12 protein-coding genes and 1 pseudogene are annotated in these 12,559 nt (G+C 74.4%); 5 read left to right on the top strand and 8 right to left on the bottom strand.

Annotated features, from left to right (window positions below; translation table 11 throughout):
• Positions 1-159: 159 nt before the first annotated feature.
• Entirely contained in the window at positions 160-348 is a 189-nt protein-coding gene (locus I6A60_RS30250) for a ferredoxin (protein ID WP_013425114.1), read from the bottom strand.
• Positions 349-522: 174 nt separating this feature from the next.
• Between I6A60_RS30250 and I6A60_RS30255 the strand changes: the two genes are divergently transcribed.
• Positions 523-1,980, top strand: a complete 1,458-nt coding sequence (locus I6A60_RS30255; RefSeq protein WP_203022672.1) for a class I adenylate-forming enzyme family protein — start codon at positions 523-525, stop codon at positions 1,978-1,980.
• Between the two features lie 332 nt (positions 1,981-2,312).
• Here I6A60_RS30255 and I6A60_RS30260 read toward each other — a convergent pair whose 3' ends face one another.
• Together I6A60_RS30260 and I6A60_RS30265 are read right to left on the bottom strand one after the other, a co-directional pair.
• Positions 2,313-3,302: a hypothetical protein gene (locus tag I6A60_RS30260; protein WP_203022673.1), complete on the bottom strand. Its 990-nt coding sequence runs from the start codon at positions 3,300-3,302 to the stop codon at positions 2,313-2,315.
• A gap of 93 nt (positions 3,303-3,395) precedes the next feature.
• Positions 3,396-3,950: a hypothetical protein gene (locus I6A60_RS30265; RefSeq protein ID WP_307873941.1), complete on the bottom strand. Its 555-nt coding sequence runs from the start codon at positions 3,948-3,950 to the stop codon at positions 3,396-3,398.
• Between the two features lie 502 nt (positions 3,951-4,452).
• Between I6A60_RS30265 and I6A60_RS44225 the strand changes: the two are divergent.
• Together I6A60_RS44225 and I6A60_RS44230 are read left to right on the top strand one after the other, a co-directional pair.
• Positions 4,453-4,611 (top strand): annotated as a pseudogene (locus tag I6A60_RS44225) (glycoside hydrolase); the annotation flags it as partial.
• Complete coding sequence (locus tag I6A60_RS44230; protein ID WP_374210295.1) at positions 4,578-5,036, top strand: hypothetical protein; 459 nt, start codon at positions 4,578-4,580, stop codon at positions 5,034-5,036. The pseudogene I6A60_RS44225 and the gene I6A60_RS44230, both read left to right, overlap by 34 nt.
• Before the next feature lie 18 nt (positions 5,037-5,054).
• On the opposite strand, the gene I6A60_RS43745 is transcribed toward I6A60_RS44230, so the two are convergent.
• The 3 genes from I6A60_RS43745 to I6A60_RS30290 all read right to left on the bottom strand — a co-directional run bounded on the left by I6A60_RS43745 (position 5,055) and on the right by I6A60_RS30290 (position 9,121).
• Positions 5,055-7,850 (bottom strand): SpoIIE family protein phosphatase, encoded by a 2,796-nt coding sequence (locus I6A60_RS43745; protein WP_203022677.1) that lies wholly within the window; start codon positions 7,848-7,850, stop codon positions 5,055-5,057.
• Between the two features lie 210 nt (positions 7,851-8,060).
• Positions 8,061-8,372, bottom strand: a complete 312-nt coding sequence (locus tag I6A60_RS30285) for a DUF6458 family protein (protein ID WP_203022678.1) — start codon at positions 8,370-8,372, stop codon at positions 8,061-8,063.
• 197 nt (positions 8,373-8,569) lie between these two features.
• Positions 8,570-9,121, bottom strand: a complete 552-nt coding sequence (locus tag I6A60_RS30290) for a hypothetical protein (protein ID WP_203022679.1) — start codon at positions 9,119-9,121, stop codon at positions 8,570-8,572.
• Positions 9,122-9,260: 139 nt separating this feature from the next.
• Here I6A60_RS30290 and I6A60_RS30295 point away from each other — a divergent pair, with 139 nt between their 5' ends.
• A complete protein-coding gene (locus I6A60_RS30295; RefSeq protein ID WP_203022680.1) occupies positions 9,261-10,130 on the top strand; it encodes a hypothetical protein in 870 nt (289 codons plus the stop codon).
• A gap of 68 nt (positions 10,131-10,198) precedes the next feature.
• A complete protein-coding gene (locus I6A60_RS30300; protein WP_203022681.1) occupies positions 10,199-10,606 on the top strand; it encodes a VOC family protein in 408 nt (135 codons plus the stop codon).
• 12 nt (positions 10,607-10,618) lie between these two features.
• On the opposite strand, the gene I6A60_RS30305 is transcribed toward I6A60_RS30300, so the two are convergent.
• Both I6A60_RS30305 and I6A60_RS30310 read right to left on the bottom strand, forming a co-directional pair.
• Positions 10,619-11,647, bottom strand: coding sequence for a 1-acyl-sn-glycerol-3-phosphate acyltransferase (locus I6A60_RS30305; protein ID WP_203022682.1), 1,029 nt, complete (start codon positions 11,645-11,647; stop codon positions 10,619-10,621).
• Entirely contained in the window at positions 11,644-12,549 is a 906-nt protein-coding gene (locus I6A60_RS30310) for a patatin-like phospholipase family protein (protein ID WP_203022683.1), read from the bottom strand. Before I6A60_RS30310 ends, I6A60_RS30305 begins: the two co-directional genes overlap by 4 nt.
• Positions 12,550-12,559 lie beyond the last annotated feature (10 nt).

Here is a 12,559-nt window from a genome sequence, read left to right on the forward strand (position 1 = left end):
GTCCCGGCTACCAGCCGGGCCCTGGCCGGCCCGTGCCGGCGCCCGGCCGGCCGGTGCCCGGCCCCGCGCCGGGGCCCCCCCCCCGGGGCGGGTCGGCGCCGCCCGCCCCGCCGCCCCCCCTCCCCCGGCCGCCCCCGGGCGGCGGCGGCGAGGGAAGAGCTAGTCGACGATCTTGATGGCCTGCTTCGGGCAGGCCCGCACGGCCTTCTCGATGTCCGGCCGCAGCGACTCGTCGGGCTCCTCTTCGACGGAGAGGTACTCGTTGTCGTCCAGCTCGAAAACTGACGGGACGAGTCCGACACAGATCGCATTGCTCTCACAGACGTCGAAGTCGACGACGACCTTCATGATCTGCCTCCTTCAGGGTGCTCCTCGCGTGGCGTCGCCTTATCAAACCGCATATGCCCGGGTGGGGGGAGGAGGAGCACCCTCGACCGGACGAACCTGCTGGACCTGGGCGTACCTTCAAGATCGTCGCGGCGGTTCGGGTGTCGTGAGGGCATATTGGATACATTTCGGGTCATGCTCGCGGACACGGTACGGGCGGCGGCGCGACGGTTCGGCGCCGCGACGGCGTTCGTCGACCCGGACGGGACGCCGCTGTCGTTCGCCGGCCTGGACGACGGGTCGGACGCGGTCGCGGTGGGGCTCGCGGCCCGCGGCCTGGGGCCGGGGGGCCGGTTGGTGCTGCGGCTTCCGTCGACCAGCCGCTACGTCCTCGCCTACGCCGCCGCGGCCAAGCTCGCCGCCGTGACCGCCGGGGTGAACCCGGTGCTCGCGGCGCCGGAGCAGGACCGGCTCACCGAGCTCGCGGACCCGCGCCTGGTCCTCACCGACCCGGCCGAGGTCGACGAGCTGGCCGCGGCCGGCGCCAGGCTGCTGGCCGCGGGCACGGCGACCCCGCCCGCCCCGTTGCCCGCGGACGCCAACCGACCGGTCGCGATCGTGTTCACCTCGGGCACGACCGGGACGCCGAAGGCCGCGGTCTTCACCGAACGCCAGCTGCGGGCCGTCACTGAGATCGACACCGGCGGCGCCTGGGCGGACCGGCCGGGCGAGCCGGCGCTGGCCGCCACCCAGTTCGCCCACGTCGGGTTCATGACGAAGCTGCCCTGGTACCTGCGCCGCGGCCTGCGGATGCTCATCCAGGGCCGCTGGCGGGCCCGGGACACCCTCGCCCTGCTGGCCGAGCACAGGATGACGACCGTCAACGCCGTCGCTCCGCAGCTTGCGCTGCTGCTGCGGGTGCCTGACTTCGACACGTTCGACCTCAGCGCCGTCAAGCTGATCGTCGCCGGGGCCGCCGCGTCCCCTCCGGCGCTCGTCGAGGAGGCCCGCCGCCGGCTGCGCGCCCCGTACAGCGTCCGGTACTCGTCCACCGAATCCGGTGGCTGCGGGCTCGGCACCGCACCGGACGCAGACGACGACGAGGCGCTGTTCACGATCGGCCGGCCGCGGCCCGGCATCGAGTGCGAGATCCGGGACGACGACGGCCGGGGGGCACCCGACGGCGAGATCGGCGAGCTGTGGCTGCGCACCCCGAGCGCCTTCGCCGGCTACTGGCGGGACCCGGCGACGACCGCGGCCACCCTGGTCGACGGCTGGGTCCGCACCGGCGACCTCGGCCGGCGCGACGAGCGCGGTCTCGTCCGGCTGGTCGGGCGGCGCAAGGAGATGTTCATCCGCGGCGGCTACAACGTCTACCCGGCGGAGGTCGAGGCCGCGCTCGGCACTCATCCGGCCGTCGCTCAGTGCGCCGTCATCCCGCGCCTCGACCCGGTGATGGGCGAGATCGGCGTCGCTGTCGTCGTCCTGCGCGACGGCGCGGCGCCTCCGACCCTGGCGGACCTGCGCGCCCATCTCGCCCCGGTCCTGGCCCGTTACAAGCTTCCCGAGGACGTCCGGATCGTCGCGTCGCTGCCACTGACCGCCGTCCACAAGCTCGACCGCGCCGCCCTCGCCGCGCAGCTCGCCCTCTGATGTCGCTTCTGGCGTTCAGGAACCAATGCCGCCTCAGCGGAAAGCATGGCCCGGCCCGGTCCGGTCCGGCGCCGTCATGATCGCCGTTTCGGCCCTCGGACGGTCGTAATCCGGGCTCGATCACAACCACCCGAGGGCCGAAACGGCGATCAAGCACCGGGACGAGACGGGTGGGCCCTGGCGGGACCGGCATTGGGTATGACAGCGCTGGTGACGGCGGCCCCACACGCCGATCGCCCCGCATCCCGGCCATGCGGACCCGGTGGTCGGGTCCCGGCCGTGATACGGGGCGACAGGAATCGTTCGGCGACAGGGCTGGTTCGGCGGGGATGTCAGCGGTTGCTGAGGACCTTCTCGAAGAAGTCGCGGTAGCCGCGCAGAGCCTTGCGGAGGTCTTCGGTGGAGGGCTCTCCGTGCGTGCGCCACGCGTCGCGCAGCCCGGTGTGCTCGCGGTTGATCTGCTCGGTCAGCGCCCGCACGGCGTCCTCGACGAGCTGGTCGGCCTTCTCGACCGCCTCGCGAGGGTGATCCACGAACTCCATCAGCACCTGCCGCCAGTCGCCGGGCTGCTCCTTCGCACCGGCAGCGGGCTGCTCGGGTCCGTCCGTACCGGCGTCCGTACCGGTGTCCGTACCCGCGTCCGCGCCGGTGGCCGAGGCGTCCGCCGCGACGGCCGGGCCGTCCGGGGGGTCGGCGACGAAGTCGTCCGCGACAGGCTCGTCCACCCGGCCGTCCTCGGTGGCGGCGCCGAGGCCGACCGGCGGCGTCGAAGCCTCCGCGTCGACCGGCTCCGCCTCGTCGACCGGGTCGACGTGCTCGTCGCCGTAGGTGTCGCTCGGGACGACGGCCTCGTCCACCGGGGCCGCGGCGGCGACGGGCTCATCCGCCGGCGGGACCGCCGACGCCTCGTCGTCCGACGAGTTGACGATCACGGGCTCGTCGAAGGGCGCGGCGGGGGTGACGGCCACGGGCTCGCCGAACGGCTTGGCGGCCGCGTTCTCGTCGGCCGGGGTCTCGTCCAGAGCCTCGTCGCCCAGCCCCTTGTCGTTCAATGCCCAGTCGTCCAAGGCCTTGTCGTCCAGCGCCTTGTCGTCCAGGGCCTTGTCGTCCAGAGCGGTGGCCTCCGGCTCGTCCACCCGGCTGTCGGGGGTCTCGTCGGTGTCGACGTCCGCGGTCTGCGAAGCCGGCTTGTGCTCGGCCGTCCGGGCCGGGTAGGTGAACGGCGGCTCCGCGCCGGCGTCCTCGCCGGTGGGCTGGAGCGGCGACTCGGTCTCGTGCGACTCGGCCTCGTCCCTCAGGTGCAGGCGGTCCGACAGGCTCATGGCGTCTTCTCCTTGTGCTCGGGATAGGAAATTCGGTCGGCCGGGCCGTGGCCGGGACTTGGCGCCCCGGCCCCAGACGGCGCGGCGGTCCGGTCAGGCCAGGGCCGCCGGGCGGTTCGAGCTCTCGGTCGCCGCCGGCTTGGCGGCACCGTCCACGAGCCAGCTGAACGGCTCGCGGTAGTGGACGAAGGCGGCCCGCAGGTGCTCGGTGCCCTCGCCGTCGCCCTCGCTGGCCGCCTCGTCGTTGGCCTGCCGGTACGGCCCGACGACGGCGGGACGGTCGGCGGCCAACAGTTCGGCGCGCTCGTCGAAGCTCTCGACGGGGTAGCCGCGGGTGCGCATGACCTCGGTGATGAGCTGGTCCGCCTGCCGGGTGGCCGCAGTCGGGTCGTCGACGAAGAAGGCCTGCAGCTCGTCCCAGCGGGCCGTGTAGTCCGCGCGCTCGTTCTCGTCGAGCGGGCGGATTTCGAGGCCATCACGGCGGCGCGCGATTTCGGCGAGCCTGCGCTCGGCCGTCTGCCGGTCACCGGTCTGTTCCACCGCGCGGTCGTATTCCGGGCCGAATCTGCGGCGCAGCGCGTGCGTTCCGCCGCCGCGCTGGGCGAGCCGGTGCACGAATACGACGGCGAGAACCGCCAGCGCAATCACACAGAGAGCCAGAATAATCCATCCCAATGCCGACACGGCGTTTCCTCCGTACGATCGCTGCCTGCCTGTCACGTTCGCCCGTTACGTCCGCACCGGTACCCGGGACTTTGGGGGACAAACTCTGGAATCTCCCTCAGGTGAAAACAGGACCGGTGGGCTCCACCCCGAGGGGTGACCGTCCCGCCGCGCGGACGTCCTGGTCGGGTGCGGTGCGCGGGTTGGCCGGGTCTGGGTGGGTGTGCGCCGCCGGTCTTTCGGGGACGAACCCCTCAGGCGGGGTGAATCTGCGAAGGGGCGGCACGTGACAACGACGCAGGACTCGTCCTCACCGGGCGGGACGTCCGCACCGACCACGAGCCCGCCGCAGGTCGAGGCCGCGCGGTCCCGCGCGCTCGAGGTGCTACGCACCAACGACAGCGGGGGATTCACCCGGCCCTCCGCGCGCCTTTACCCGCATCAGTGGCTCTGGGACAGCTGTTTCGTCGCCATTGGCCTGCGTCATGTGGACGTCGAGCGCGCCGTCGACGAGGTGATGTCACTGTTCGCCGGGCAGTGGCCGAACGGAATGCTGCCGCACATCAGGTTCTGTCCGGCGCAGGGCGAGCCTTACCACGCGGACGCGGGACTGTGGCGGGTGCGCAGCGAGGTCGAGAATCCTCCGGCGCCGGAGACCAGTGGCGTCACTCAGCCGCCACTGGTCGCCGAGGCGGTGGCCCGGGTCGGCGAGCTGATTACGCCGGCACCCTGGCGCCCGAGCAGGCCGGGCGGCTCGCCGGGCAGCTCTTCGGACCGCGCTGGGCCGGGCGGTACGGGCCGGCCAGCCTGCCCCTCGACGCTCCCGAGTTCGACCCGGCCCGCTACTGGCGCGGACCGGTTTGGCCGATGGTGAACTGGCTGCTCGTAGACGGGCTGAACCGATCGGGGCACGTCTCCGAGGCGCGGAGGCTGCGGGCCGAGACCATCGGGATGGTCGCCGGCTCCGGGCGGCCCTACGAGTACTACTCGCCCCTCGACGGTGGCGGCCACGGCGCGCCCGACTTCGCGCCCACCGCCGCGGTGTTCCTCGACCTGACCCAGGCCCGATGACGGGTGCCCGCCCGGGGGTCAGGCGGTGAGGGAGACCGCGAGCAGGGCGGTGTCGTCGTCGTGGCTGCCTCGGGCCAGGGCGGCGAGCGCCCGTTCGCACAGGTCCTCGGGCCCGGTCGCTCCGGCGGCGGCGCCGCGCAGCAGGGCCATCCCGTCGTCGACCGAGCGGTCCCGGTCCTCGACCAGGCCGTCGGTGTACAGCAGCAGGATGCTGCCCGCGGCGAACGGCACCACCGTCTCGGAGTAGCTCGTGCCAGCGGCCCCGGCGCCCAGCGGCGGCCCTGGCTCGACCGTCACGAAACTCGGCTCGCCGCCGTGCGGGGGCACCACCAGGGGCGGCAGATGGCCGGCCGAGGCGACGCGCAGCTCGCGGGCCACGGGATCGAGGACCGCCATCGCCACGGTGGTGATCTGCTCCTGTTCGAGCCGGCTCACCGCCGCGTCCAGCTGCACGAGGACCGTCTCGGCCGGCAGTCCGGCGGCCGCGTTCGCCCGGGCGAACGCCCGCAGCTGGCCCATCGTCGCCGCCGCCTGGATGCCACGCCCCATCACGTCGCCGATCACCAGGGCGATCGTGCCGTCCTCCGGGGTCAGCACGTCGTACCAGTCGCCGCCGACGAGCGAGCCGGCGCCGGCCGGCAGGTAACGCCAGGCGAACTCGACGCCGTCGACCCGCGGCAGCCGCTGGGGCAGCAGGATGCGCTGCAACGTCAGCGCGGTCTGGCGTTCCTGCTGATACTGGCGGGCGTGCGCGAGCGCCACCGAGGCCCGGTCGGCGACGTCGCCCACCAGGCTCACGTCGTCCGCCGGGAACCCCGCCGACCGGCGCAGTCCGAGCACGGCGACCGTGGCGCCACCGATCCGCAGCGGGACGGCGAGCACACCAGGCGGTGCGGCCGAGGGCACGGCGGCGAGCTCGCCGGTAAGCGCGAACGGCTGGGCCGACAGGGGAGCCGACGGGGGAGACGTGGTGGCCGGCCCGCCGAAGGACGTGCCGCGCCGGGCCACGAGGCGCATCGCCGGGGTCTGACGCGGGTCCAGCGGCCGGGGCTCGTCGCCCCCGGCGCCAGAGCCCGTCTCGGCAGCCAGCCACGCTTCCTTGTCCGGTTCGTGCAGGTACACCGCGGCGTAGTCGGCGAGGTCGGGGACGACGAGCCGGACCAGCTGGCGCAGCGTCTCGTCCTCGTCGAGCCGGGCGGTCAGCCGCTCGGTCGCCGTCGCGAGGAAGCTCATCCTGGCCCGGGCCGCCCGCTCGGCGGCGAACAGCCTGGCCCGCTCCAGCGCCAGCGCGCACTGCGCGGCGAGCGTCTCGGCGAACAGCCGGTCCTGCGGGCCGAACAGGCGCGGGTAGTCGAAGGAGAACCGCAACGCGCCGAGCACCTCGCCGCCGGCGGACAGCGGCAGCGCGCACAGCGACACGGTGCCCGGCTCCAGCTCGCGCAGCAGGGGGAAGCGGTCCCGCGTCTCGTGGACGGACTCCAGCCAGACCGCCTCGCCCTCGCGGATCGCCTCGGCGGCCGGCAGCGCGGCGTCCCGCCGCTCGGCGCGCAGCTGGGCCACCAGCTCCTGCGGGTAGCCGACGGCGCCTGGCACGGCGAGCAGCTCGGGGCCCTGCGGCACCAGCAGGCTGCCGCCGCTCGCGCCGAGCGCGGCGACGCCCTCGGCCAAGACCACCTCGGCGACCTGCTCCGGCCGCGTCGTCGACGCGAGCGCCGCGGTGACCACCTGCAGGCTGGAGCCCCGCTCGGCGGCCCGCCGGGCGGCGGAGGCCTCCGTCAGGGCGCCGAGCAGGAACTCCTCGAAGGTGGGCGTCACGGGCGGCTGCTCGCCCCGGCCGGCGGCGCGCAGCTGGGTGACGAGTGAGGAGATGTACCAGTGGCGGAAGGCCCGGTGGGTCGGCGGGGTCTCCACGGTCAGCAGCCGGGCGGCGCGGGCGTACTCGTCCGCCCGGTCGATCGCGGCCAGGTACTCCTCGGCCGCGTCGGCCGCGGACACCGGCAGCACCAGCTCCAGGGAGGTACGTGGCCGGCCCGACGCGGCGGCGGTCAGCGCCTGGCGGCGGATCGCCTGGCGCGGCTCGACGAACGTGGTGGCGACCACGGAGATCAGCTCCGTCAGCCGCGGCGAGACGGCCGCGGTCTCGCCGCTGGCCGCCCCGCGGGAAGCCAGGGTGAACTCGCGGACGAGGTTGTCGACGTGGCCCTTGGCGGCCAGCAGCAGGTCGGTCGGTACGTCGCCGAGCCGGACGCGGAAGCGTTGCGGCGGGCGCCCCTCGGCCCGCGCCCGCGCCGGGTCGGCGGCGTCGATCCGGGCGCCGGCCGGCTCAGGCACCTGGTCGACCGGCGTCGGGCCCAGTTCGGCCGCGCCGTCGTCGCGGTAGCCCCGTCTGGGCGCCGCGGCGGCTCCGGCGGCGGCGAACTCGGCCCAGATGACCTTCCCGCCGCCCTCGGCGGTGGTGCCCCAGCGGGTCGCCACCTGGTCCAGGATCAGGATTCCGCGCCCGGTCAGGGACTCGGCGCCCGCGCGTCCGCGCAGTGGGGCTACCGGGCTCGCGTCCGCGACCTCCAGCCGTAGCCCGCCGTGGGCCGTCAGCAGCCGCAGGGTGACCGGCGCCGCGCCGTGCAGCAGCGCGTTCGTCAGGAGCTCGCCGGCGACCAGGGTGACGTCCGTCTGCAGTGCGCGCAGCGACGGCTCGGCGCCGGACAGCGTCGCCGCGACCAGTCGCCGGGAGCGCGACACGGCTCTCGCGTCGCTGTCCGCGTCGATGCAGACATCGACGAGGATCTCTCCGTCCGCGGCCGCCGAGCTCCCCACCGTCCCTAGACCTCGCTCGCCCCCGTGCGGGGACCACCGGCGCAGCTGCTCGCTCGGGCGGTCACTGCGCGTCCCCCAGGTTGGTTGGCGCGCCGCCGAGCCTGTCGCTCACCTGCATGCCCGTCGATCACCTGGTATCCGACCGTACACCGATTCAATGAGGTTGAGCCCGATCGGGCGAGGTGAGCCGGTCCAGGCGGTGCGGCCGGCTCACGGCATCGGGCGGTAGTTCGTGGTGGTCACCCGGCGGCGGAACCGCGCGGCGCGGTTCACCGGCACGTTGTCGTAGACCTGGACATCGGACTCCTGGTCCGGGTAGGCGACCGGCGCGTTGTCCTGGTAGACGACGCGCTGCCGCCGGCGCGGGGCGAACAGGAAGAGGTCGAGAATGATTCCGGCGGCGCCCGCCAGCATCAGCACGACTCCGATCACGGCGATGTCGAGACCGGAGATCGAGACGTTGACGGCGAACGTGAGGATCGCGCCGACCGCGATGAGGAAGATGCCGGCACCGATGCCCATCGTGTGCTCCCTTCGGCCGTGCCTCCGGGCTGGAGACGATCACGTCCTGCATACCCGAGGAGATCGGTGCTATTCGACCGACACCGGCCGAGAAAAGAATCCGCGCGCCAGGGCGCCGCGCCATTTCTTTGGCCGGGGCGCCTACCTGCGGTTTCGCGCTGTAGAGCCGCCGACGACCGGCGGCGCGAGGCTGAAATTCAGGCGACCGAGTGGGTCAGCGTGCAGGTATATGCCCCGGCGACGGCCGCCGCGGGGACCGTCACCGACAGCGTCGGTGCCCAGGACAGCGTGCCGACGAGCAGCGAGATGGTCGTCGCGGAGAAGGCCGTGCGCGACGTGCTCAGTGACTGCGCCTGCGCGGAGGTCGCCTGGCCAGGGGTCGAGAGCGAGATGGACCCGGTCGTGGCGGTCGCGGGGCCCGACCAGTAGCTCAGCGCGGCGTTGGAAATGGTCTCGTTCGCGGTGGCGCCCCCGGTGGTGCAGTTGGTAGAGGAGACGGTCGCCGTCCACGACCCGATCAGGGCAGTGTTCGTCACCGTCACCGTCCCAAGCTGCACGGTCAGGGTGCCGCCGCCGGTCGGCCGGGAGCCCAACGACCCGGTCGCCGGGGCGGTGATGCTCACCGCGGCCCGCGCCGGCACGCCCACCGACAGGGCGAGGGCGAGCAGCGCCCCGGCCACGGCGAACGCTGCCGGAGAGCCGCGCCGGCCCGCGCCGCCCGGCCGGGTCGGCCTGCTGACCGTCCGCACTGTCGTCCAGCCCTCCGTTGCGAACCGCGCTTCTCGCCCCGGGAAAGTCCGGTCGCCCCGGGAAAGTCCGGGCTTGGCGGCGCGTCGTCTTCACGCTTCGTCTACCGATGACTTCAGATTGTTACTGGAGGTGGTGGGCATGGCACAAGGACCCTGGACAACGGCCCGTCAGGTGTCGCGGGAGCGGCGCACCGTTCGCCGCAGCCTCCTTGCCCTGGTCGCGGGCGCCGTGCTCGCCGGCACGGTGGCCGGCCCGGCGACAGCCGCCACACCGAATACCAGGACGGGCGTCCCGACCGCGGGCGCGGAGCCGGCCGGTCAGCCGCCGTCGTTCGGGATCGAGCCGCTGCCCGCGCTCACGAGGGCCGGCACCGGGGTCGGCGACCCGCGGTCGGCGCAGTACATCGTCGAGGACGTCCGGCCCGGGACCGTCCTGACTCGCGTGGTCCAGGTGTTCGCCGACGACGCCGAGCGCCTGCCGCTGTCCGTGTACCCGGCCGCCGCCGGGGTCGCCGGCGGGGACTTCGAGTTCGCGCCGGGGCGGACCGCGAACGACCTGTCCAGCTGGACGACGCTCGACCGGGCCGCGGTGGCGCCGTCGCGGGGCTCCCCGGTCACGGTCCGGGTGACCATCGCCGTGCCGGCGGACGCCCGGCCCGGGGAGCGCTACGGCGTCGTCTGGGCCGAGTCGACGGGGGCCGACCCGGCGCCCGGCGGGTCGATGACCGGCGGCATCCGGACGGTCAACCGGGCCGGGGTCCGGATGTACGTGTACGTGCCGGCGGCCGGCTCCGCCGCACGGGACGGGCTGACTCCGCCGGCAGGTCGGACAGGCGTGGCCGGTGCCGACGCCGTCGAACGGACGCGGTCCGAGCCGGTCGGTTCGGCGGTGGCCTCACTCGTGCCCGCGCTGGTCGCGGCGGCGGCCGCGCTGGTGCTCGCCGCCAGGTTCGCCGCCGCCCGCCGCCGGGCGCGCCCCCGCGGAAAGGCGCACGGGTCGGAAAGTTGACCTCAGGGCGACTTGAGGTCTTACCGTCAACAATCGGAGCCGTCGCGTCATCCGAATCGAGGACACAGGTGCCGTTCACCACGGGGTTCAACCACGTCGCCACACTCACCGCTGATGTCGACAGGATCGTGAAGTTCTACACCGACGCGTTCGGGGCCGAGACGACGTTCGAGATGGCGGCGAAGGAGGGCCATCCCCGGATGGTGATCCTCGACCTCGGCGGGGGCGCCGCCCTCAACGTCTTCGAGGTGTCGGCCGAGGACATCGTCGGGGACCGGCGCCGCCAGGGCGGGCGAGGCCCGGTCGACCACTTCGGCCTGGCGGTCGATTCGCTGGAGACGCTGGAGGCCACCCGCGACCGGCTCCGCGACCTCGGCGCGGACATCGGCGAGATCCAGCGACTCGGGTCGGAATGGTCGCTGTTCTTCCGCGACCCGGACGGCATGGAGCTGGAGGTCTGCTGCCACGCCGGCTGACGACCCTGGGCGTCAGGCCTGGTGGGCCGGCTCGTCCGGCTGGGGCGCGCCGGGGCGGTGCGCGTCGATCCAGGCGTCCACCACCGCCCACTGCATGGTCAGCCAGTCCGAGCGGTCGGTGCCCGGCGCGGGCAGCTTCTCGGCCGGGAACCACCACCAGCGGACCTGCATCGGTTCGGCCAGCGGCAGCGCCCGCCAGATCTGGCCCGGCGTGACCAGCTCGTCCAGCCCGGTGTGGGCTACCACGGCGGTCCCGGCGACGGTGCCCGCGTCCAGCACGGCCAGCACCCCGGCGGGCCGCGGCGGGAGCACGTGGATGAGGTCCTCGGCGACCCGCGCCCGCGCGTTGTGCCCGCGGCGGCGCAGGCCCACGATGACCCGGCGGCGACGCAGGGCGGTGAAGTTCGCGCCCTCCGGGAAGATGACCAGGGCGTCCTGGCCGGTCAGCCCGGCCGCGAGGGCGTGCACCCGGGCGGTCGCCGTGGCGTCGGCGCCGTCCGTCCGCACGAAGCAGGCCCCGAGCCGGCCGAGCAGGATGTCGATCCCCGGGTCGAGCTGGAGGCTCGCCAGCCCGACGACCCGAGGGGCGCGCCGGTAGCGGTTGAGCACGAGGTCGACGAGCGCGAACGAGTCCCCGGCGCCGGCATGCCGGCTGGCCACGAGGACCGGGCCGCCGCCGCACGCGAACGTCCCCGCCGGCGGCTCGTGGACGACCATCCGGAACCGCGTCAGCCGTCCAGCGGCCGAGCGCAGCAGCCCCAGCATCGCCCGCAGCAGCGCGAGGTGCGCCCGGTCCCACCGCGACCGCACCAGCGGCTGGACCAGCCAGAGCCCGAAACCGGCGACGATCACGACGGCCTCGGCGAGCAGGTAGGTCGCGGCGAGGGCGGCCACCCGGCTCAGCCGCAGCCGCCGGTCCACCGGCGCGCCGACCAGTCCCAGCAGCGTCACCCCGGCGCCGAGCGCGGCCCCCGCGACGGCGAAGGGGATGAACAGCGGGTCGATGACGAGACGGCGGACGGCGCGGGGCGGCACCTTCATCTGGCGCCGCTCGACCGGCTGGTGGGGACGCCGGCCGCGGCCTGCTCCAGGTACGCGGCGGTGGCCTGGTGCGCCCGCTCGATCCGGCGGCGCACCCCGGAGGCGGACCGGTAGCGCAGGCCGAGCAGCGGCGCCGCGTTCCCGTCGCCGACCGGCAGGACATGCACCGTCACGCCCGTGGGCAGGGCCGCCATCGCGTCGGTGAACCCGCGGCGACGGGCGATCTCGAACGCGACCAGCCCCGCCTCCCACGGCCAGCGGCCCGGCCGCAGCGGCCGCTCGATCCGGCCGACGTGCAGCACGTAGACCGTCCGCGCGCCGAGGGCCACCGCCCGACCGACCGGGGTGCTCTCGACCAGCCCGCCGTCCACGTAGTGCTCGTCGCCGATCTTCACCGCCGGGAGCAGGGCCGGCACGGCACAGGAGGCCAGCACCGCGTCGACCAGTGGCACCGGCTCGTCCGCCGTCTCCGCAGTCTCCGCGCCGAACCAGCGGGCCGCCGCGCGCTCGATGCTGGCGGCGACGCACTGGAAGCGGACCGGCAGCTCCTCGAAGGTGGCGGCGAGATGGTCCTGCAGCAGCCGGCGCAGCGGTGCGTTCGAGTGCAGGTAGCCGTGCTGGACGACCGTCGCGAGACGCTTCGCCGGGCCGCCCGCGAACACGTCGGAGCTGCCCAGGTCGGACCACAGCTCGGTCAGCCGCCCGATGGCCGCGGGCGTCGGGTCGGCGGCGACGGCCGCGCCGTTGATGGCCCCGACCGACGTCCCGACGATCAGGTCGGGCCGGCAGCCGGCCTCCAGCAGCGCGCCGAGCATGCCGACCTCGGCGGCGCCGAGCACCCCGCCACCGCCGATCACGAACGCGACGGGGCCTGTCGGGGCGGCTGGCGAAACGATCGTCACGGGACGCTGC

The organism is Frankia sp. AgB1.9 (assembly GCF_016786355.1).
Lineage (GTDB): Bacteria > Actinomycetota > Actinomycetes > Frankiales > Frankiaceae > Pseudofrankia.

What these genes read in the sequence shown, in the direction of transcription:
- I6A60_RS30250 (WP_013425114.1), bottom strand. Translation starts at nt 348, where the DNA reads ATGAAGGTCGTCGTCGACTTCGACGTCTGTGAGAGCAATGCGATCTGT.
- I6A60_RS30255 (WP_203022672.1), top strand. Translation starts at nt 523, where the DNA reads ATGCTCGCGGACACGGTACGGGCGGCGGCGCGACGGTTCGGCGCCGCG.
- I6A60_RS30260 (WP_203022673.1), bottom strand. Translation starts at nt 3,302, where the DNA reads ATGAGCCTGTCGGACCGCCTGCACCTGAGGGACGAGGCCGAGTCGCAC.
- I6A60_RS30285 (WP_203022678.1), bottom strand. Translation starts at nt 8,372, where the DNA reads ATGGGCATCGGTGCCGGCATCTTCCTCATCGCGGTCGGCGCGATCCTC.
- I6A60_RS30295 (WP_203022680.1), top strand. Translation starts at nt 9,261, where the DNA reads ATGGCACAAGGACCCTGGACAACGGCCCGTCAGGTGTCGCGGGAGCGG.
- I6A60_RS30305 (WP_203022682.1), bottom strand. Translation starts at nt 11,647, where the DNA reads ATGAAGGTGCCGCCCCGCGCCGTCCGCCGTCTCGTCATCGACCCGCTG.